Here is a 21839-nt window from a genome sequence, read left to right on the forward strand (position 1 = left end):
GTGGCATAGCGAAAAATTGGACCCTAGGATCAGCTTAGGCAGTCACACAGAATTACTAAGTGGAGTTAAATAATGACCATCGATAACGGAGATTTCATGTCGCGCTACCTGGACCCGGAAGGGGGGCCAGAGCGGCCAGCTCCCATCGGAGCGCTGCCGCACCCGCCGGCTGCACCGTCGATGCCAGCTCCCGCCGCACCGTATGAGCCCACGATGCAATCGTCGACGCCGCAACCGGAGACGCCGCTGACACCGGCCTCGCCGTCGCACGTCGCGGTGGCTGCTCCCGCGCATCAGGATCCGCCGACACCGCCGCGGGAACGCGGTGCGTCTATCGTCCAGCCGGGGCGTGAAACAGTTTCACCGGTCGGGCAGCTTCCTGACAACACTGGACACCGCCGCGAGATTGCGCCGCCAGCGCCGCCACCGGCGCGGTTCGAGGTCGCCACGGTGGCACAGCGGTGGGCTCCGCAGGCCGACCAGCAGGCCGCGGCCTACACCCACCAGCAGATTCAGGTCGGCGAGGTGGTCAAGCGCCACCGTCAGCCACCGGAAATGGGTTGGCGCAAAACGGTCTACACCGCAACGTTCAGAACCATCAACCTGGGCGCTGGCCCGGCGGAGCGGACCCTGATCGACCGGAAGCGGCGGATCACCACCAACATCCCGGGGAATTACCAGATCACCGCTCTGTCGATGAAGGGCGGCGTCGGTAAGTCGACACTGGTTGCGGCCGTGGGCACCACGCTGCGCAAGATCCGCAACGAAGCTGTCATCGCCATCGACGCCAATCCGACGTACGGCTCTCTGGGCCGGCTCATCGCACGCGATGGCAAACCACCGGCCTCGATCCGAGAGTTCCTGGCCCACAATGACTTAACGAGCTTCAGCGTCGCGCGACAATACTTCGGCAGCAATGACGAAGGACTCGAGGTCCTAGCTGGCAACCCGAACGTGACTAACCCGCTGATCCTGACCCCGCAAGTGTTCGCCGACACCATTGCCCGCACCCAGGGCTTCTATCAACTGTCGCTGGTGGACTGCGGCGCTGAGATCGAGCATCAGGTGATCCCAGCGGTGTTGTCGTCGTCGAACGCCTTGATGATCGTGGGCTCGATGAACCTGCAAGGTGGTCTGGCGGTGGAAAAAACAGTGGACTGGCTGGCGGCCCGCAATGGACACGAACTGCTCAAGCGCTCATTCATCGTGTTGACCGACGCCTACCGTTGTGCGACCAAGAAATTCGTCACTGAAGTGACCGAGAAGGTGGGGCCCCGTGTACGGGGGGTGAAGGTCATTCCTTTCGATGCGCACCTGCGTGATGCCCAGCCGTTGGTCTTCGATGCGTTGCGGCCGCGAACGCAGACGGCGTTGATCGAGTTGGCAGCTGAACTGGCCGACGGATTCCCCACCGCCGGAGCGCTGGTCGGGTGAGTGTCGACCAGCAGGACCTGGCGGGCGCAACCGCGCCGTCGTTACCGCCTCGGGTGTTGGTGGCCGTGATGGCAGGGGCGACGAAAGTGGGCGTGGTGCTGGATGCTTCAGCGCCGGTGTCGGCGCAGATGTCGGCGTTGGTTGATGTGATCAACGGCCGCCTGGAAGATCTGGGGCAGCCGGTGATGTCACCCGGGCCGGGTCGCGGCCGGTGGGGGTTGTGCAGGGTCGACGGGACACCGCTGAAACTGTCGCGGTCACTGGCTGATCAGGGAGCGCGTGACGGGATCCGGTTGTGGCTGAGATTCATACCGGACTCCGAGGCGCGGATCAATGTGGTCGAACATGTCACCTCGGCGGTGGCCCAGGAGCTTACGAAGCGTTGGCCGGGTCTGAGCGCGGCGTGGGCGGGCCGGGTCGGGGCGGCCATGGTGGTCTGCGGAGTGGCGGCTGCCACTGCGCTGATGTTGCGCTGGCGTTTCGGCCACATGGGGTGGGGGCCCAGCATCTTCTGTGCAGTGTTGGCTCTGGTGCTGATCGGCGCCGCCGTGATCACGCTGGCCCGCTGCACGGACAGCGCCGACGGCAGGCGCATCGGTGACACGTTGTTGTTGATCGGATGCGTGCCGGCCGCGGTGAGTGCCGCCGCCCTGGTGCCGGGCCCGGTGGGAGCCCCGCATGCGGCGCTGGGGGTGGCGATGCTGATGAGCGCGGCGGTGCTGATTGTGCGTTTCACCGGCCGCTACATCGCGTTGGGAACGACGGTGATCATCGCGGGGGCGGCGGCCGGGGCCGCGGCGCTGGCACGGATGACTTTGGTGACCTCGGCGGTCACCCTGCTCGGTGTCGTGCTACTCGTCTCGATCCTGCTGATGCATCTGGCCCCGACAGTTGCGCGGTGGGCAGCCGGTATCCGGCTACCGGTGTTCCCGTCGGCATCGGGACGCTGGATTTTCGAGACCCGCCCTGATCTGCCCACGGATAAGGTGGTGGCCTCCGGCGGCATCACGAGCTATGACGGGCCGCAATCGGTGCGGGACGTGGTGGTGTGCACCGACCGTGCGCACGCTTATTTGTCGGGCCTGCTGATCGGCACTACTGCTGTGATGGTGGTGTGCTGTGTGGGGTTGTGTGATCCGCACGCCCCTCGCCGAGGGGTTGCGCTGCTTGTGGCCGGCCTGGTCGCGGTAGCTGTGCTGTTGCGGGGCCGGTCGTTTACCGATCGCTGGCAGGCCACTGTGCTGGCCGGGGTCGCGGTGGCGGTGGTGATCGGTGTTGGCGGCCGCTATGTCCTGGGGCTGTGGACGCTGACAGCGCTGTTGGTCGGTACCTCGGTGATGGTTGCTGTTCCCGTGGCCGGGCTGGTTGCCGGGGTGGTGGTGCCCAACCGCTTCTACACACCGACATTCCGCAAGATCGTGGAGTGGATCGAATACTTTTGTCTGGCCGCCATTTTCCCGCTGACCTTCTGGCTCATGGGAGTGCTGGCCGCGATCAGGTACCGGTAGGTGGTGTCGATGACGGGCTATCGACGAGCGGTCGCGGTGGGCTTGTGCGGGGTGGCGCTGGTCGGGAATGCCATGTGGGTGGCTGTCCCCGAGGCGCGGGCGGTAGAGCCCCCGCAGATCGACCTCGCTGCGCTCCCGGCTGATGGACCGCCGGGACCGGATCAGCCGATGCGCCAAGGCGCACTGTGCACCCGTGTCGGCACGCTGCCGGGCACCGATTACCGTGTACAGCCGCATTTCATGGACATGCTGGACTTGGCCGAGGCGTGGCGCTTCGGGCGCGGCAACGGCATCAAAGTGGCTGTCATCGACACCGGAGTCAGCCCGCATCCACGGCTGCCCGATCTGATCGGCGGCGGCGACTATGTGGTGGCCGGCGGCGACGGCCTGTCGGACTGCGACGCTCACGGGACGATGGTGGCCTCGCTGATCGGTGGCGCACCCGCGGATGGAAAGACGCCGCTACCGCCGCCTCGGCAGACCCGTCGGCCCGACACCGCGCCCACCAGCGAAGCTCCCCCACCCCCGCCCCCGCCGCAGACGGTGACGGTGCAGGTACCCCCGCCGCTGCCTCCGGATGAGCCGGCCCGCTGGAACCGTTCTGGCTCAACGGTGTTCGTGGGGTCGGGTTTCGGGTGGGCGTCCGAGGGCCCTGGGCCCGCCGATGAGCAGGCACCGTCGACCACCGGTGAACCGCCACCACCGGCACCGCCGCCACCGCCGCCCCCTGCGGCTGACGGGTTCAGCGGTGTGGCGCCGGGAGTGCAGATCATTGCCATTAGGCAGAGCTCACGCGCATTTAGCCCCAAGGATGCCTTCTCCGGTGACCAGGATCCGGCCACCCGGCGCAAAGCCGGTGACATCCGCACGATGGCCCGCGCGATCGTGCATGCGGCCAACATGGGTGCCTCTGTGATCAACATTTCCGAAGTCTCGTGCATGAGCGCCACCAACATCATCGACCAGCGTGAACTCGGGGCTGCGATCCACTATGCCGCCATCGACCGCAACGCGGTGATTGTGGCCGCCGCGGGCAACAGTGGTGAGAACGGCAACAGCGACTGCAAACAGAATCCCGTCTATAACCCGTTGACCCCCAACGACCCTCGGGACTGGGGCGGGGTGACGACGGTGGTCACTCCGGCATGGTTCTCCGACTACGTCCTGAGCGTGAGTGCGGTCGACGCGAAGGGCACACCGTTGGATGCCAGCATGGCCGGGCCATGGGTCTCTCTTGCCGCGCCAGGCACTGACATCGAAGGATTGTCACCGCGCGACGACGGGTTGATGAATGCCGTTGAAGGGCGGGACAACACGATGGTGGCACGCGAGGGTACGTCCTTTTCGGCGGCGATCGTCTCCGGTGTCGCCGCGCTGGTGCGGGCCAAGTATCCGCTACTGACCTCCCACCAGGTCATCAACCGACTGCTGGCCACCGCACGCGCTCCCGGCCGCGGTGTGGACAACAGAGTCGGGCACGGGATCATCGACCCGGTCGCGGCGCTGAGCTATGACCTGCCCCCTGGGGAACCTGTTGGGCCGCAACATTTGTCCTCCCCGCTGGTACTGACACCTCCGACAGTGGGCCGTGACATGACGCCGGTATGGGTGGCCGCCGGCGGCATAGGCGCACTGGCAGTGGCGTGCAGCGTGATCCTGGGTAGCGCCGCACTCATCCGCAAGGAGCAACGATGAAACCGACGCTGCCGCTGGGCATACGGCTCGGTTGGACCCGCGTCGTAGCGGTGTTCGTCGCCACTGTCGCGCTGCTGTCACTGGGCGGCGCTGCAGCGGGTCGAGCCGGGTGGTGGGTTGCTGCCGGCGTGGCGGTCCTGCTCAGCGCGGCAACGGTCGTGACGTGGCGAGGCGCAACAGTGTTGCGGTTGGGGCTGCGGGCGATCAACGCGCACAGCGCGATGGTAGCCACGACCGCCGGTGAGACTGCCGACTATCACCGGACATACGGGCAAGGACCGGTCGGAATCCGCGCGGTGGGACCGTATTTGGCGGCGGTGGTGGCCGTGGACGGCCAAGCACACAGCCCCTCGGCGCTGGACCACCATCGGGTCGCTTCGTTGGCGACGTTGCCGGTGGCCGCGGTCGCCGAGGGATTGCGCCAGTTCGATGTGACCTTGGAGTCCATCGACATCGTCAGTGTCGGTAGGCGGCGGGCATCTGAGCGGCACCATAGCTACGCCGCGGTCTATTCGAGCCTGATCGGGGATCACCCGGCGGTGGGGCAGCGCCGGACATGGCTGGTGGCCCGGTTCGATGCCGAACGAAGCGCGCGGGCGGTCCTGTGGCGGGAGTCGGTGGCCGCCACTGTGGGAGCCGCTGCGCAGTGGCTTGCCCAGGAGCTGACCGGGCTGCGCTGTCCGGCTCGAGTGTTGACCGCACAGGAGATCCGTGAAGCCGATGCCGAGTTGCTGGCCGGGATTGATCCGGCGGAGCTTCGCAGCGGGTGGGGCCGTCTGCGCCACTCCAACGGCTATGTGCAGACCTACTGGATGTCACCGTCTGACATTTCCAGCGACACGTTGGACCGGCTGTGGGTTCCTGACACCGACGCTACCGCGGTCACGGTGCAGCTGCGCCCGGCAGTTGGGGGGGCGACGCGGGTGGGGGTTGTGGCCCGGTACCACACCGGTGCCCCGCTCTCCGAGGCGCCGCTCAGTGGACTCAACCCCCTCACCGGTCGCCACGACTTGGGGTTGGCGGCCGGATCACTGACCGCCAGAACGCCTTTAGCGGTGCCTAGTTGCGCACTGGAGGATGTGGACCAGCCCCTGGCGGTGGCGGTCTGCGCCACCGGGATCGTTGTGGGCAGCAACGCGACCGGGCATCCGCTGCTGGTGGATCTGAGTTCGCCGGCCACGACCTCCACCGTGACGCTGGCCGGGGAGCTGGCGTTGACGGTCCAGGTGGCGCTACGCGCTGCCGCGACCGGCTACCAAGTCCTCGTGCACACCGACCGTCCGCAGCGCTGGAAGCAGGTCACCGGTGCTGGGTTGCAGCTTGTCGGTGCCGCGGGCGCGCAAGGGCCGTTGCCGCCCAGCCCGCGGCGGTGGATGGTCGTCTATGACCTGGTCGCCGGCGCAGCCCCCGACGGCGCCGCCGTCATAGTGCGCACCGTACCGGCCGGCACCGCTTCGGGCGCCGACATCCACATCGAACAAGACGGTGCTCGCACCGCCATGGTCCGGACATGGGCATTCCGGGTCCGTGTGCGCATCGATCTGGACTATGAGCGCCAGCACGTGGCCGCCACCCCGGGCCGGGCCGCCTAAAACAGTGTGTTCAAGGAGCAGCGTTGACAGGCATTGAAGCAGAAGCCCAGGCCCGTACCGCGTTTCGTCGCGGATTGTTGGCATCAGGCATTGGGGTGGGCGGGTTGGTGCCCACTCACAACGAGCGCGTGGCCCGCGAGATGTTCACGGCGGTGACCCGCGCCGATCCCAGCATCTGTGATGGATGGCTCGGCCGGATTCTGGCCGGCGAGGACGACATTGACGTGTTGGCCGGCGCCTGGGAAGCCGTGGATTCCTATGGCTGGGAGATCCGCCGTGTCGGGGTGCTGGCGGCCGATTTTCGTCCCAACGTGCTTGACGGGCTGTTCCTGCGGCTGCCGATCAATTCGGCGGAGTCGTTGCGCTGCGCCTACGCCGCTGCTTTGATCCGCGAGGGCAGCTTCGCCGCAGCAGATGATCTGCTGAATTGTGTTGCTGAACCATCCGATCCGCTCGATGCCGACATGCACCGCTACGTCTGCGGATTACTGCACTTCCGCACCCAGCGTTGGACTGATGTGCTGCGGCTCTTTCGGTCCGACAAGCGTTGGTACCGACCGGAATACGAGTGCGCGGCCACTGCGATGGCCACTACCGCGCTGGCGTCTCTGGGAGTGTTTGAAGACGCTTTCCGCCGCGGCGAGCACGCCGTCAACGATGATCGGGTACCGGCTGCCACGACCATCGTCTTGTACACCCAGGCAATGTGTCTGCGCCACCTCGATCGCGAAGCCGAGGCAGCGCAGTTGTTGCGGCGGGTGTATTCCCGTGATCCGAAGTTCGCCCCGGCACGGCAGGCGATGGATGACCCCACTCGGCGGCTGGTCCTGACCGACCCCGAGACCATTGAGGCCCGCACCGATCCGTGGGATCCAGACAGCGCCCCCAACGCCGCCGACTCCGATGTCGCCCGCGATGCCGAAATGGCGTCGAAGTATCTGGCTGAGGGCCAAGCTGAGCTCGACGCCATGTTGGGCATGGACATCGCCAAACGCGAGATCAAACGGATTAGGTCGACCACGAAGGTGAACCTGGCCCGCTCCCGCGTCGGGCTGAAGGTACCGGTCACCTCACGCCACACTCTTCTGCTTGGCCCACCGGGCACCGGAAAGACGTCGGTGGCGCGGGCATTCACCAAACAGCTGTGCGGGCTGAAAGTCTTACGCAAGCCGCTGGTGGTGGAGACCAGCCGCACGAAACTATTGGGCCGCTATATGGCCGAGGCGGAAAAGAATACCGAGGAGATGCTCGAAGGCGCGCTCGGCGGAGCGGTCTTCTTTGACGAGATGCACTCCCTGCACGAGAAGGGCTACTCCCAGGGCGACCCGTACGGGAACGCGATCATCAACACCTTGCTGCTCTACATGGAGAACAACCGCGATGACCTGGTGGTGTTCGGTGCCGGCTACGCCAAGGCGACCGAAAAGATGCTTTCAGTGAATCAAGGTCTGCGGCGGCGCTTTTCGACGGTGATCGAGTTCCACAGCTACACCCCACCCGAGCTGGTCGGGTTGACGAAGCTGATGATTGCCGAGGACGACGACGTGACCTCCGACGAGGCCGTCGCCGTGCTGCTCCCCGAGTTCGAAAGGTTCTACGCCCAGCAAACCACGACCGCCGACGGCGACGTGATCCGCGAAATTGACCTGCTGGGCAACGCCGGCTTTGTCCGCAACGTCGTCGAAAAGGCGCGTGATCACCGCAACGACCGGCTCGACACCGCCGAACTTGACGAGCTGCTGGCCAGCGAGGACATCAACATCACCGACGAACAACTGCGCAACCTACGTGAGTTAACCCGCGACGATCTAGCCGAAGGTCTGCGCGCCGCGGTGTCAGAAAGGCGCGAACAGCACGGATAAATTCACGAACCGACCAATAAGGGCCGGGGCGCGCCTCGACAGTGATTGCGGTTCGGGCCCTGGTGAGAGTCAGGCAAGCGGTGCCAGCAGTGCCTGACGGCGGGGCGACGCACTCCACCGCGGGATCGTTCGCTGGGTCAATACTCGATTCCTCTTCCGGCAACTCGATCATCCGATTATTTTGGGGCAGTGAAGGGGACGCGGTTCGGCCGCTACGTACTGATCGAGTTGCTGGGGCGTGGCGGCATGGGTGAAGTTTGGCGTGCCCATGACACCGAGACCGACCGAGTCATCGCCATCAAGCTCCTGCCCGCGCATTTCTCCGAGGACGCGGAATTTCAACGACGTTTTCGTAGGGAAGCTCACGCTGCAGCCCGGCTAAATAGCCCGCACATCATCCCAATTCACCACTATGGCGAGATCGATGGCCGCCTCTACGTCGATATGCGGCTGATTGAAGGATGCGACCTGAGCGCCCTGCTGTCTAAGGGGCCGCTCGATCCCGCACGCGCGGTCCACATTATCGACCAAGTTGCCAAAGCCTTGCACGCCGCGCATCGAGGTGGTCTCTTGCACCGCGATGTCAAACCCTCCAACGTCCTGCTCGACGGTGACGATTTCGCCTACCTGATCGATTTCGGGATCGCGCGTGCCGCGGAGGACACTCGAATGACACGGTCCGGCAGCACCATCGGGACCTTCGCCTACATCGCTCCGGAGCGGTTAGACCCGCAAGCAGGAGAAGACGCCCGCGCCGACATTTACTCGCTGGCCTGCGTACTTTACGAATGCCTGACCGGCGGCCCACCCTTCCCCGGCGACACCATGCCGCAACTGGTTGCCGCACACCTGAGCACCCCTCCTCCGAGGCCCTCAGCTGCCGCATCGGGCGTGCCCGAAGGGCTTGATCCCGTGATCGCAAAAGGTATGGCGAAGGACCCGCGTCAGCGGTATGCAACCACCGTCGAGTTGGCAGACGCCGCCCGGTCGGCGATCGCTTCTCCAAACGAAAAGCTTTCCACCCCAGCGCCGAATGCCGCAGACTCGAGGCGTGCCTCCTCAGCGGGTAAACGTCTGAGGCCGGCCGCTGAGAGAAGCCCAGCCAACGAGCTTCGGCCGCATGGCAGCCGAACGGTTGCCACGGTCGCAGTCGCTGTCGCCACGTTGGTCGGGATTGCGGCGATCGGTTTCACACTCCGGAGCCACTTTTGGGCTAGTGAGGGAAGTGCAGGAACAACCGCGTCTCCGGCTGGCACCCCATCAGTCGTGACCACCCTGTCGACAACCAATCCCGCTGCCAATAAATCGATTACGAGTCCGACGACACCGCCCACGACGGTGAGTACGTCGCCAACAGCATCAAGAGCGGGGTTTTTCGGCGAGTGGGGCCAACATGCCACCTCAGTGACCCTCGCACCAGACGGGAGCGCACATTACGTGGTGACACAGGGCGCAATGTACAGCACGTCCTGGTCGGCCACATGGTCGCCGATGACTTCGACTACGGCCATGATTATCTTGACAGCGCAACTGGATTCGCGTGGAGACGCCGCCGGGTCAGGGCTCATCCGGTACCCCGGCGAGGCCTTTACCTTCACGCTGCAACCCAATGGCTACGCGACGATTACGGCACCCACTGGTGAGCCGATCACGTTGTGTCCTAGAGGCACCGGCTTTCGCGATGCGCAGTTGCTCTGCGGTGCTTGAGGTAGCTGATACCGCAGCAACGTCGCGGCCCTACCTACTGCCATCTACTCGCGGCCTTGCACGGGTGGATTCTCAAAGGGCAAGTACGCGCGGGCCACGCCGTCGGCGGGCCGCGGGGCAGGGCCGGTGCCGGTGCGGGCACGGCCGGCGACTGGCCTTTCAGTGGTGGGCGCTGCCCGGTTATCGCGGTGACGCTGTGAATCGGGTTGCCCATTGCCAGCTGTGCGGCCCGGACGATGATTGCTTCCGGGGGCCTCGGCGGTGGCGGAGCGCTGGCCGTTTCCGCGCTGGCGTCCCTGGGTGACGCGGCTGGTGACGGCGGCCGCGGCGGCGGCCTCGGGTGCTAGGACGGCGGTGGCGCCGGCTTGGGCAGTCGCTGTGTGGCCGCGGGCGGCCCTGTCGGACTGCGTCGCGGGGGGTGGGGTGCGTTTACCCGAGCTCGGTGCACGTCCACCGGGAGGGCGTCCGGGGACAGGGGGACCTGTGAGGGGTGGATCATCGGGCGCGTGGCCACCGCCTTTGGCGCTGGTCGTGCCGCCGGTGTGGGTGGGCGGCGCGCCGGCCAGCCCCAAGGCGAGAGTTCGGGACTGTTGGAGGCGGTCGCGGCCTTGCTCGTAGCCGCGCCGGGCGGTGCGGTTGAGGTCGTTGACCAGGTAGGTGATGTCGCGGGTGTGGTCGCCGAGTTCTCTTTTGAGCCACCACAGTCCGCCGATCGCGACGGCGGAGATGAGGCCGATCATGATTAGGCGGGCCAGCGGGTGGCTCATGCCGACTTGGTCGGCGTAGCCGCCGCGGGCGGCCATTTTCAGGACGATCACTGCTGCGACCGAGATGTAGGTGGTGTAGACGAAGACCAGCAGCGCGTGTTTGAAGAACAGGCTTAGCCGCCGCAGTGCGCGTTTGCGTGGCTGTCCGTGGATCATGGCGGGGGCAGCGGCCACTAGGGCGATGAGCGCGTTGATGAAGGCGGCGCAGCAGACCATCACGTAGCTGTAGGTGGCGTAGAGAACGAAGAACGTGAACACAGCGCCCAGCAGTAGGTAGAACACGCCGAGGGCGAGGTTGGCGCCGTTGAGGTGTTGAGCGAACGCCAGTGCTTGTTGGGCGCCGCAGCTACCCATGGCGTGTGCGGGGCCGTCGGGTTTACCGCCGAGGATGGCGGCGGTGTAGGCGTTGCCGCAGCCGCCGATGTCATCGACGGTGGTTCCGAAGTTCATCAGTTGCAGCGGTGTTCGCAGGGTGGCGTCGGCGATGAGGCCTGTGAGGTGTTGCAGTTGGGCGTTGGTGCCGCCACCACTGATGGGACCGTTGTTGGCGACGGCTTGCGCGACTTTGAATCCGAGGGCACGCGCCTGGCCGAGCAGCCCGTTGTCGTGGGACAGATCCGAGAGCGGGTCTCTGGTGAGGACCATCCCGAGGATGCCGATGACGAAGGCGGACAGCGTGATTCCGGCGCCGTAGCCTTTGCGGCCGTGCCACAGCACGTGGTAAGCCCCGACCGCGAGCCCGGCGAGCATGCACAGCGGGAATACCCACAGTTCGGTGAGCAGGGAGCGCAGCACCTCGAACAGGGGCCGAAACCAGGTGGCCAGCCAGTAGATCCAGGTGTTGGACATGGCGAAGCGCAGGAGCCACAGCGACGTGGCGACCATGAAGATGTAGAGGGCCGCTTCGGATTGGATAATTTCGACGATGATTTCGTGGGTGAGGCCGGTAGTGACGGCGTTGGCCAGCCACCGGGTCCAGCTGGCGGGGTCTGCGGTGAGTTCAGGCCCGGCTTTGGAGATGGCTTCGCTGGTGGTGACCACCGAGAGGTAGTAGTTGCCGACCGGCACTCCGTGGCTGTCGGTGACACCGGTCCAGTTCAGTGCGCCGGTCAGCGTGGAGGCGGCAGCCTGTGGTGCACTCACCAAGGCCCAAGTCATCAGCAGGTGGCTGGTCAACCACAGTGTGGCGATGCGGCGCAGGCGGGCTCGGGTGGCGAGCTGGTAGGCGAGGTATTCGGTGATTCGGTGTGCTAATGGGGCACGGCGCGTTGGGGTCATGCGACCCGTCCGGGCGTGGTGTCGTAGGCGGCATGTATAGCCTGGTCGGGTTCGGCCACTACTCGGATGGGCGATTTGCGCCGGAATTCGTCGACGAAGAAGCCGAGTCCTTTGCGGCTGCCCCGGTCGATGCCGGCCGCTGTGTCGTCGTCAAAGGCTGTCGGGTCGCGCATTTCTGCGGGGGTGGGTTGGGCGAGGAAGAATTCTTCGATGTCGCCGTAGTCGTCGGCACGGATGCCGACTTTGGTGGCGACTTGTTTTGCGAGGTCTTCGTTTTCGAACGGCATGATCAGTTGTTGGGTGATGAATTTGTCACCCATGAGAGTCAGGTCGGCGACGGGGTCTTGGGTGATGATCAGCAAACCGGTGTAGTGCTTGCGAGCCCGGCGGCTGATCAGGTGGGCGTCGTCGGCACCGGCGCGGGAGTTGAGCAGGGCGGCGGCTTCCTCGAGGACGATGAGCCCGAAGCGTTGTTTGTTGGCGAAGAAGCTGACACGGGCCAGCCGTACGAGCATGCCGTAGATGGCCACGGACGCGCGTTTGCGGTCTGAGAGGCCGTGGTAGAGGTGCGGGGTGGTCATTTCCTCGGAACTGGGCAGGTCGAGGCTGCCGGTGAGCCAGACGGTGACGTCGAGGCTGTTCAAGTCGGGCACGGCCAGGGTGTCATCGAAGATTGCGGTGGTGAAGTCGTAGGTGGCCCATGATGTGAGGGCTGCCAGGATGGGGGCGAGGTCAGCGGCGAGCGCGGCGACCTGTGGTGGGCGGGTGTCGTTGCCGGCGGGGGGTTGGATGGCTGCGATGTAGGCCATCAGCGCGGCGGTGCTGGTGATGCCGAACCGTCGGCGGGCGTCGGGTTCGAGCAGCGCGCGCAGCCGCTGTACGCCGATGGTGGTGGAGTCCAACCCCATCATGGGGATCATGTAGTCCAGCCAGTAACCGCCGGCGACAGCGTCGGGGAAGGTGCGCAGCGGGTCGCAGCTGAATTGGTTTCCGGCCATGTCGATGACGGCTTTGTTGGGGACATCGTTGAGTGCGTCTTCCCATTCGGTGCCTGGGTCGACGATGAATACTTGTGCGCCGCGCTGAATCTCGGCGCGGGTGATGCGTTTGGCGGCATACGACTTGCCGTAGCCGAGGGCTCCGCTGCACACCAGGCAGGGATTGCGGTTGCGCCGGGCGGTGCCGGGCAAGTCGAGCAGCACTGCGCTGCGTAGCGCGGTGCTGGTGTTGAAGCCCAACAGGATTCCGGTGGTGTTGCCGACCATGGAGGAGGTGATGGGGACGAACCTCGACCATTTCTTGGTGGTGGTGGGTTGGGCGAATTGGTCCACGCCGCTTTTGTGGTTGGGCACGCCGGGGTTGAACGCGGACCAGAGCCGGGTTTGTGCCCCGTGGTAGTGGCGGATAGCGATCTGGCCGGACCCGGTGAGTTCTTCGCGTAGTCGTTTGATGCTGTAGTCGAGGGCTTTTGCGTCTGGGGCGCCCACGGCGATGAGGAAAGCGGCTTCAAGGGGGCGTTCGTCGATGTTGTCGGCGAGTTGGCGGTTGTATTCGGCGAGTTGGCGGGCTGTGGTGATGAGTTCGACGTCACCGTTGCGGACGTCGCGGCGCTGAGTGAATTGATCGTTGATGTTGCCTTTGGCGCGATCGTTGCGTACGAATTCCATTTCGCGGCTTCGTGGGACGAGGTTGATGGCGAAGTCGAATGTGGCTGTGGTGTCGAGGTCATCGAGGGCCTGCAGGAACTCTGAGCCGGGGAAGACGATGCCGGCTTTGGGCATGTCCACGACGGGCAGAATCGCTTGGTAGCTGTCGGGGTAGAGGCCGTCGGGGCTAGAGATCCGCAGTGTCTTGGCCCATGAGGGGATTCGGCGCATCCCCAGAGACCAGCCGAGGGTCAGGGCGGCGGCAGTAGCGGCGAGGAGCAATGCGAGGACGGGGAGCTCGGCCGTCGCCGCGATGATTGCGGCTGTGGTCAGGCCTGCGGCGGTTGTGCGCAGCGGCAGCCCCCGGCCTGTGCCGTGTTGCTGGTCGCCTTCGTCGAAGGCCGCGGCCGGCAAGGCGGTGCTGCTGTGATGTGCTGGGCCGCGATGGGCTGGGAGCGGGTGATCGAACACCCCGCGCCAGGCGTTGTGGCGCCAGAACCAGTCGATCATCTCTTCGTTGGCAGGTGTGGGCGTGAATTCTTCGGGGAGCGCGGTGATGATGTCGTGGCCGAGGCGTTGGTAGGCGGCAACGGAGTCGTCGGAGTCTTTGTCGCGGCCGATTACCCAGTCACGGAGTTTGGCGGCGCTGCCGACGGGGCTGTGTCCGGCGCGGCCGGCATCGACAGGTATTGACAGCCAATAGATTCGGGATCGGGGCGCTTCGGCGGCGATGACGGGGGCCATTGCGGTGCAGGTGTGGACCCAGGATGGGCTGTCGCGGTGGCCGTGCAGCATGGCTCCTAACAGTTGACGCTGGTTTTGTGGCACGCAGAGCCCGTAAATCCAGGTTCCTGCGGGGATTTCGCGGGCCAGGACTTGGTGACGGTCGGCTACCCCGACGCGGCGTTTGGTGGATTGCAGGAAATAGGGGAGCCCGCTGAGCAGGTAGTGCGCGTACACGCCGTGATTGGTGAAGCTGAGGTTGGCGGTGATGGTATGCGGCGGGGCGAGCAGCGGGTTGTCGGTGCTCGAGGTGGACTGGGGTCGAAGCACCCGCCACCAGCTGTGCAGCCGAAAGCCCAGCGTCGGCCGTCCTCGTGGCATCAGGGCCGCGATGCCGGCGGCGATTGTGGTGAGCAGCACCCCGCAGATCAAGGTGGTGCGGGCGTGCCCGGAGTCGAGCATGAGCACGGTGAGCGCGACGGTCAGCCCGCCACCGCCGTAGAGGCTGATCGCCACCCCAAGCCGTAGCGGCTTTTTGAGCAGGATGTCGGTGTAGACGGGTGTGTCGTGAACGCCTTTGAATATCTGGGCTGACTCAACCATGGCGAATTCCTCTGTGATGCAGGGGATAGTGCGCGGGCGCGAGCCGCGTTGTGCGGGCCCGCGCTCGCGGCAAGGGGACGGGCATTACTGCCCGAATTGGCCGGTGGTGATCCCGGTGCGGTCCACGGTGCGCTTGGCCGATGTGTAGATGGCGTAGCCGGACCCGACGATGACGGCCACGACGACTGCGGTTAGCGCCCAGCCGACGGTTTCGCCGATACGTCCACCGAGGAACGCTCCGCCCGCGCGTATGCCGCCGGCGAGCAAGATGCCGATGACCAGGACGCCGACACCGATGGTGTAGAGGGATCTGCTGCCCGAGACGAGGTCGGTGGCCGCGAGCAGGGTGGGGGCGGCGGTGGAGGTGGGGAGATACATTGGGTTTCCTTCTGTTGTAGGTGTTTTGCAGGCGGGGGGGTTATCGCGGCGCGGCGGCGGCGGGGATGACGGGGGTCAATTCGGTGCTCTCGGCCAGCAGTGGTGCGTAATCGAGCGCTGAGACTGTCCATCGGCCACTGGTGACGGTCAGCACGATGGGGTAGTCCAGTTCCAGGGGCGCGAATTGGTTAGTGACGGCGCTGGCCGCGGCCAGCACGTGCAGCGTGGTGCCCTCGGCGGGTATGTCGTGGTCGGTGGTGTTTCGGTTGGCGGTCAGCCGGGTCAGTTGCACGGATCGGTAGTCGGCGGCCGGCAGCAGCCCCGAGGCAGGGGTGACGTATCGCTCCAGTCCGCCGCTTGCGGTGAGGTAGCTGGTGAGGAATCCGGCGACTGTGGTGAAGGCCGGCGAGGTGTTAGGGAGGGTCGCGGGGTATCCCAGCGGGGCATCAGCGCCGGCGCCCGGGCCGTTGACACGGGCCGGGAGTGCGCTGGCGCGCACGCCGTAGCTGGTGTAGATGACGGGGAGCCGGTAGTAGGTGGTGTGAGGAGTTGCGGCTTGGAAGGGGCGTTCGGACACCGCGATAACGACACTCCACTGTTGGGTCTCGCCCGTGTCGTCGACGAGCGTAACTGCTGATACGGCAGGCGAGTTCACGACGACCGCCGGTGTGGTGGGCAAACGTAGCGGGTCGCGCAGCGTCCAGCACTCATGCAGCGATTGTTGGTCGGCTTGGGTGGCGGTTAACCATCGTGTGACGCAGTCCTGAGCGTAGGAACCGATCAGCGCAGTGCGGTTGACGGCCGTGCGGGCCGGCCCTGCGACGTCGATGGGTTCGTCGGTAATCCAGCCCCAGATGGTGGCGATGGCCACTATTGCGCAGGAGCCGATGCCCACGGCCGACGCCGCTCGGCGCAGCAGGGTGTGGCTGTGTTCGAGGCGCTTGCGCCAGGTGTTGGTCATCATGGGAGAGCCCTTTACTGGGGTGGGTGGCCGAAGATTCTGATCGAGGACACCGCGAATGTGTTGTCGGCGGGGTCGGTGCGGGATTGGTCTGCGGGCAGGCTGGCCGAGGGTGTTGGTGAGGCCTCCCCTGCTGGCGTCGGCCCGAGGACCTCGCCGAGCAGCCCCCCTGATCCGGCAGTGGGGTTGGGTGTTGAGGTGGGCGCCGTTTCGGCTGGTGCGCGGCCGGTTTCGAGGACCAGCAGGATGATTCGTGAGGCCAGTACACCACGGCCCGGCAACGCTTGAGGGGCTTCACCGTGCACCGCGTGGGTCTCTTGCGGGACGACAGTCGGGGGAGAGTCGTTGAAGCTCCACTGCAGTCGTTTGACCACTTGGTGCTGCAACCATTGGTCGGCTCCTGAGGCGTCGCTGCCTACCCAGCCCGGCGTGATGGAGACCCCGGTGATAACCATGGTGCGGCCCAGATTGAGGACGAGGTGCTGACCGACGATGCCGCCATGGACGCAGACCCATGCTTGGGTGGGGTCGGTTCCTGCGACCGATTGCGCGGCAGTGGATCCCGGAAGACATCCGATAGCAGTGGCGCTGTAGGGGATTGCGGCGTCCGGGCCGGTGGCGGCGGCAGCGGCGGTGGTGGTGGGTGCGGCCACGATACTCACCTGAGTGCTGGGATGGGCAGCACGGTCCTGGTCGGCGGTATGGGGTCGGTGCCGCATCACCACTAGCGTCCCACCGACGATAAGGCTGGCCACGACGGTCACCGCCACAAAACCCAGGGCGAGTGCCCGGTTGTATCGGGGCGATTCCTGGGTGGGCTCCACGGGGGTGACGGAGGGCTGAGGGCCGTCGCCTCCAACTACGACCACCCCGCCTTGATCACCACCACCGCCCTCGGCCTGGGCGGCGACCGGTTCGACACCGAGCGCGTCGTCATCCCCGTTGACAGAGCCAACTTCGCCATCGGCACTGTTGTCATCATCTGCATCTAAGGCGATCGGCGCGCAGGGAAGGCAGCCGTCGTCCCCCACCGAGTCGTCATCCTCGTCGCGGAGTTCCTGCGCAGCGGGTTCAGCGTCATCTGTCTGCACTTCGCCGGATCTGGCGCGTGGACCACTCTGAACCTTCTCGCCAAGCCATCCCGCCGTGCTGTCCCAGACCTGCTGAGAATTGGCGATGGTGTCTTTCATGGGTGCGCCGGGTCCACCGTTGTCACAGTCGTCTGCGCCGATGCGGACAGCCGATCGGTGTAGGGCGGCAGGCCGGCGGCATCGACTGCGATCCACAGCCATCGCCGTCTTGGTCTGTGGTGAAACTGGGTAGACCGCGACGGTCGCCGACGCAGGGCTACCAGTATCGGCGTACAGGACATCCGTGCAGGTAGCAAAGCCTCGACGCGGCGACGCGGAGCGATGCTGCGCGTTGGTTGCAAGACCGTTGCCGATTCTCGTATCCCACTGAAGCCAACCATGTAGACCGTTGATTTCATGTGCATTACCTCCTTACTTTGAGTCAGCTTAAGGGTGACTCCTTTAATATTCGACGGCCGTAGAGAAATCGCCGAATCCGTTGCTATCGTCTTTTTCGTGCATCCAGTACCCACAGACGGTTTGAACCGGTTGCTCTTTTTTCTTGATGACCGGCTAGCGCAGTTGCGTTGGAGCCGAGAAGACCTCGGCGCCGCGGGCGGACCGGTCCCGGCGACGTTGCGTTCGGCAGTCCGGCGTGGCGGCGGCCTGTCGCGGCGGTCATTGGCGCGCCTGGACTACGCACTTGGCTGGCAGGAGGGATCGGCCAGTCGGGTGCTGGCGGGCGGCAGTCCCTCCGTGCGCATATCAGACCTGCTCACAGCCAGTTCAGCGATGATCGACGCGACCAGGCAGGAAGCGCAGTGTGCGGGAATCGGGCGGTGTGCAGCAGAGTTGAGGAATTTTCTGTTGGATGTCGCGCATCGCTTGGAAGACTTCTACACTGAGCCAGTAGGAGCGGTTAGGGGCGGCGCTGATGCCTGCCGCTGCTGACAAGTACGACGAGATCCGCCGTCAATGGATCGCCCGTAATCAACGGACTTTTATATTCCAAAAAAGGCGCGCAGAAATTTTAGCGCGCGATATACGTCGGCGCGACGGCGTTTTAACTGGTGCGCGTCCTGATCCTGCGGATGATGACGTGACTCATCCGTGGTACATGCGACCCGTTAATACGCCGTACGCCATGCTTGACTGGGCCATTTTTATGTCGGCGGCCGTGCTGGCTCCGGCGGGTTGGCCCTTGGGCAAGCTGATGTCGATAACTGTCGTTCAGCTAATACCCGGCGAGCTGCGCTCGTACCCTATCGCAGGATTCATGTGGTCGGCCGCCATCGTCGGGCTCCCCCTACCAATGATGGTGATGGTGCTCGGACCCAGCCAATACCTGGATGACGCGATCGCAATTCCATGGGCGCTGGCCCAACTGCCCGTTGCGCTGCTGACAGCAGGGATTTACGGGATCCTGGAGGGCTGGCTGGCAGTGGACGGCGCACGCGACTGGTGGCCGATGCGCCCACCGGCCAAAGCCGACGACGTCGATTTCGGATTCGAGGCCGACGACATGACCGGCCCCGGGATATTCCCGACCCGCAATGACCCAGAAGACGGTGACGCCACCCCGCCAGGAAGAGAGCCCCACTGATGTCCGGTCGACTCGCATCCCCGTACGCCGGCTTTGTGCGCGATAACGACGAAAAGTGGGTGTTGGCCGAAGCACCGGCGCATGTCCTGGTGTCCGCGCCGACAGAAACCGGTAAGACCACCGGAGTTCTGGCACCGGCCGCGACGCTATGGGGTGGGCCCGCAGTAGCGGTGTCCTCCAAGGACGACCTGATGTGGCTGATCAGCCAACGCCGTTGGGGGCCAAAGCAAATCATTGACCTGCGACCAGATTACTCCCCGACATATCCACTTGACGTCCAAACACGCTCGTTTGATCCAACGGCACTGATCACGGCACCGGATGAGGCTGTCACCGTTGCCAACACGATGATGCAGATGTCGGCGGTGGGAATGGGGTCTGGTGTCGATCAGGTCTCCGACGGAGGGGTGTGGGAGTCCAACACCGAGGCCCCCTTGGCGGCGATGTTGTACGCGGCATCCCCACGCTGCACCGGCAAAGGGATCGACTGGGTGCTGCTGGCCGTCGACAACGTCAAGAAAAGTAAGACCGATCCCGAGGCACCGGGCTGGCACAGCGCAGCGCGATACGTCAAGGACATCCCGCTGTTTCGCAACGGACTGAAGCGGACGTTGGACATGGACGCCAAGCAACGCGACAGCATCGCGTTGACGATGCGCAAAGCGGTAAGCCCGTGGATGCGACTCAGCCTTCGCGGAATGGCCGCTCCGCCGTTTGACGCCTCGTTCCTAGACCAGCCCGATGCGACCCTCTTCATCTTGGCGTCTCCCGGGGGGTCGATCGCCGGCGCTGCGGTGACGCTGCTGGAACATTTGGTGCGGACGTGGCAAGGAAAGACTGCGCGAAAGGAGATGTTGCACCGGCTGCTGATGGTGATAGACGAGGCCTGCAACGTCGCGCCGATGCCCGCCTTACGCCGTTACGTCTCCGAGGGACGCGGCCTGGGAGTCAACCTGGTGACCGCCGTGCAGGCTTCGTGCCAGTTCGACACCATCTACGGCACAAACTACGCCCGCGAATTGCGCGCCACGTTCCCTGCAGCCCTAATCATGTACGGCGCTGACGAGATGAACATGCTGCAGCGCGCCGAAGAGTGGTCACGTCAAACGACCCGCCGGCAGGAGACCTTCGATCAGGCCACCGGAGGCAAAACGCTGTCATCACAGCTGGGCAGCAGCCTGGACTATCGCCGGCTCCTGCCCCCGAATAAGGGAAGCGCCCGGCTATTGCGCCGCGGTACCCCCGGGGTCCTGACGGAACTTCCGGACTGGCAGACATTCGTCAAGCGGTACGACAGGGCAGTAGATTTGCTGCTTGGCCGCGCCGAGTTGGCAAAGCGAGAGCCAACAACCCCTTGGGAATGGGTCGTCCAACGACACCAGCGAGCGAAATCAGCATGAAGGCAGCACAATTGCGTGCCGAGCTCCTCAAGGTCCTCCAGAAGGCCGACGGGCCGATCACGACGACGGAGGCGCGACTCGAAGTCAGCCGAGGACATGGTAGCGAGGAACGTCCAGTGGTCGCCGAGCAGGTCTACCGGGCCCTTGTGGCTCTGCAGCGTTACGGCGCGGTACGCCGAGTCGACGATTGCTCGCGGCGCGACGCGCTGTGGGAGTTGGCGGTGTTGTTCAGCGAGATTCCCCGCACTCTGCACGGCCCACGGAGGCAACCGCCGGGAGCCGCACAGTGAATCATGTTGCCGCAGAGCAGATCGTCACCGTGCTGCGTCAGCGGGGTTTCGATGCCCGCGTCTTCGGCGGCACAGTCGGGGTGCAGCACCGCCGGGGTATCGCGGTGCGTGGTGTCTGCGTGTTGGGTTGGCGCTATCCCGACGGCCGCTGGGAATTCACCGACCGGCCGCCGCGCCTGATCGAACCGGACAACTCCGGTTGCTGGATCTGGGATGACATCTTGAGTGATGGCTCCCGGCCGGTGGCCTCATTCTCGGATCCGGCCCACATGATTATCAGGAGGGTTACCGAACTGCTACCCGCGGACCCGAACAAGCCGCGGGCACTGTGCTTTCCAGACTTCTGGGTCTGGGATAAGGCGTGTCTGGCCAGCGCGGAAGCTCCCGAACAGTGGTACCAGCAGTGGTCTGACCACCTGTTCATCGATCTGCGGCCCGAAGCGGCGCGCGCCGGATACTCACCGCATACCGCGCGGATTGCTGATTTCATTTGCAGCCCAAGGGCATTCACCACATGCCCTGAACAACAGGATGCGGATAGCGGAGGGCACGTGTATCGCCTGGCACCCGACGTCCCTTTAGCCGGCCCGCTACTGAGCCACCTACTAAAGATCAGAATACGAACAGACTTTTCAACCTGGGCACAAGTCGGGCACACCGAAGACCCGGTGGACTGGCCGTCACTGATTAATGACCTTGAACAGTACCTCGCATGGGATCACCAACAACTTGGAACCAGTGACCGCGAGCCCGATCTCAGACTCCAGCACGGTCACTCCCATCGGTCGCGCGAAGTCGCTCTCCGTGTAGGACCAGATGGACGCATCCTGGTCCGTCCTACCACCGCGAAGCCAAACCAAAAAGGAGCACAGGAATGAGTCATCCCAACCGATTCCCTTGGCTCAGTGGACTAATCGCGGCCTTGACCGTCGCTGGGTGGCTCGTCTATGAGGTGGTCGCAGATGCGATGACGGTGATCGGCAGCGCGGTCGACGACGCCCCCGCGTTCTGACGGCAAGCAGCCGGACGGGATGCGGTCACACCACGCCCTTCTGCCATTACGGCAACGCCATATCGGGGGATACTTCCCCAAGGGCATCCGTGAACAACCTCTTCAACCGCGGTTTATGGGACACCGGCCGGTCCAGCACCGCCACGAACTCCGACCAGGCCGGCGCGTCGAGCGTGAACAGTCGGCGATCGGCAAGCACGTTGCGGCGGTACAGCGTGGATTCGCGGACGATCTATCAACTAATCGCTGATGCACTTCTTGCGCAGGAGAGTTTCCAGATCGATAACATCGTGCCTTTCAACGCACGATA

At 64.9% G+C, this 21839-nt stretch carries 16 protein-coding genes and 1 pseudogene; 11 read left to right on the top strand and 6 right to left on the bottom strand.

Annotation, left to right across the window (positions count from 1 at the left end; all coding sequences use genetic code 11):
* Positions 1-72: 72 nt before the first annotated feature.
* From QXK92_RS31515 to QXK92_RS31540, 6 genes are all read left to right on the top strand, one after another.
* Positions 73-1434, top strand: a complete 1362-nt coding sequence (locus QXK92_RS31515; RefSeq protein ID WP_082658407.1) for a MinD/ParA family protein — start codon at positions 73-75, stop codon at positions 1432-1434.
* Positions 1431-2942 (top strand): type VII secretion integral membrane protein EccD, encoded by a 1512-nt coding sequence (eccD, locus tag QXK92_RS31520; protein WP_055576766.1) that lies wholly within the window; start codon positions 1431-1433, stop codon positions 2940-2942. Before QXK92_RS31515 ends, eccD begins: the two co-directional genes overlap by 4 nt.
* A 9-nt stretch (positions 2943-2951) precedes the next feature.
* Positions 2952-4637 (top strand): type VII secretion-associated serine protease mycosin, encoded by a 1686-nt coding sequence (gene mycP, locus QXK92_RS31525; RefSeq protein ID WP_371934628.1) that lies wholly within the window; start codon positions 2952-2954, stop codon positions 4635-4637.
* Complete coding sequence (gene eccE / locus QXK92_RS31530; protein WP_055576311.1) at positions 4634-6229, top strand: type VII secretion protein EccE; 1596 nt, start codon at positions 4634-4636, stop codon at positions 6227-6229. Before mycP ends, eccE begins: the two co-directional genes overlap by 4 nt.
* 23 nt (positions 6230-6252) lie before the next feature.
* Positions 6253-8091, top strand: coding sequence for a type VII secretion AAA-ATPase EccA (gene eccA, locus QXK92_RS31535; protein WP_055576312.1), 1839 nt, complete (start codon positions 6253-6255; stop codon positions 8089-8091).
* A gap of 189 nt (positions 8092-8280) precedes the next feature.
* Positions 8281-9798 carry a serine/threonine-protein kinase gene (locus QXK92_RS31540; RefSeq protein ID WP_082658348.1) on the top strand — a complete coding sequence of 506 codons (1518 nt, stop codon included), beginning with the start codon at positions 8281-8283 and terminating at the stop codon, positions 9796-9798.
* 44 nt (positions 9799-9842) lie between these two features.
* Here QXK92_RS31540 and QXK92_RS31545 read toward each other — a convergent pair whose 3' ends face one another.
* The 5 genes from QXK92_RS31545 to QXK92_RS31565 form a co-directional block, all read right to left on the bottom strand.
* Positions 9843-11843, bottom strand: a complete 2001-nt coding sequence (locus tag QXK92_RS31545) for a hypothetical protein (RefSeq protein WP_306248361.1) — start codon at positions 11841-11843, stop codon at positions 9843-9845.
* Entirely contained in the window at positions 11840-14815 is a 2976-nt protein-coding gene (locus tag QXK92_RS31550; RefSeq protein WP_055576315.1) for an ATP-binding protein, read from the bottom strand. The genes QXK92_RS31545 and QXK92_RS31550 overlap by 4 nt, the downstream gene beginning before the upstream one ends.
* A gap of 84 nt (positions 14816-14899) precedes the next feature.
* Positions 14900-15193 (bottom strand): hypothetical protein, encoded by a 294-nt coding sequence (locus QXK92_RS31555; RefSeq protein WP_055576316.1) that lies wholly within the window; start codon positions 15191-15193, stop codon positions 14900-14902.
* Between the two features lie 40 nt (positions 15194-15233).
* Entirely contained in the window at positions 15234-16157 is a 924-nt protein-coding gene (locus tag QXK92_RS31560) for a conjugal transfer protein (RefSeq protein ID WP_055576317.1), read from the bottom strand.
* Positions 16158-16168: 11 nt separating this feature from the next.
* Positions 16169-17344: a hypothetical protein gene (locus QXK92_RS31565; protein WP_055576318.1), complete on the bottom strand. Its 1176-nt coding sequence runs from the start codon at positions 17342-17344 to the stop codon at positions 16169-16171.
* A gap of 814 nt (positions 17345-18158) precedes the next feature.
* Here QXK92_RS31565 and QXK92_RS31570 point away from each other — a divergent pair.
* Genes QXK92_RS31570 through QXK92_RS31590 form a run of 5 tightly spaced genes read left to right on the top strand, consistent with a single transcriptional unit; the run spans position 18159 to position 21529 of the window.
* Positions 18159-18827: a hypothetical protein gene (locus QXK92_RS31570; RefSeq protein ID WP_055576319.1), complete on the top strand. Its 669-nt coding sequence runs from the start codon at positions 18159-18161 to the stop codon at positions 18825-18827.
* Positions 18827-20227, top strand: a complete 1401-nt coding sequence (locus QXK92_RS31575; RefSeq protein WP_055576320.1) for a type IV secretory system conjugative DNA transfer family protein — start codon at positions 18827-18829, stop codon at positions 20225-20227. The genes QXK92_RS31570 and QXK92_RS31575 overlap by 1 nt, the downstream gene beginning before the upstream one ends.
* The gene (locus QXK92_RS31580; protein ID WP_055576321.1) at positions 20224-20517 is read left to right on the top strand and encodes a hypothetical protein; all 294 of its coding nucleotides are present in this window, start codon (positions 20224-20226) and stop codon (positions 20515-20517) included. The genes QXK92_RS31575 and QXK92_RS31580 overlap by 4 nt, the downstream gene beginning before the upstream one ends.
* On the top strand, positions 20514-21395 hold the full coding sequence (locus QXK92_RS31585) for a hypothetical protein (RefSeq protein WP_156452279.1): 882 nt from the start codon (positions 20514-20516) through the stop codon (positions 21393-21395). The genes QXK92_RS31580 and QXK92_RS31585 overlap by 4 nt, the downstream gene beginning before the upstream one ends.
* A complete protein-coding gene (locus QXK92_RS31590; protein ID WP_156452280.1) occupies positions 21392-21529 on the top strand; it encodes a hypothetical protein in 138 nt (45 codons plus the stop codon). The genes QXK92_RS31585 and QXK92_RS31590 overlap by 4 nt, the downstream gene beginning before the upstream one ends.
* 46 nt (positions 21530-21575) lie before the next feature.
* Here the strand turns inward: QXK92_RS31590 and QXK92_RS31595 are convergent.
* A pseudogene (locus tag QXK92_RS31595) lies at positions 21576-21734 on the bottom strand (DUF1778 domain-containing protein); the annotation flags it as partial.
* Between the last annotated feature and the right edge of the window lie 105 nt (positions 21735-21839).

This window comes from Mycobacterium sp. TY815, from assembly GCF_030755135.1.
Taxonomy (GTDB): domain Bacteria; phylum Actinomycetota; class Actinomycetes; order Mycobacteriales; family Mycobacteriaceae; genus Mycobacterium.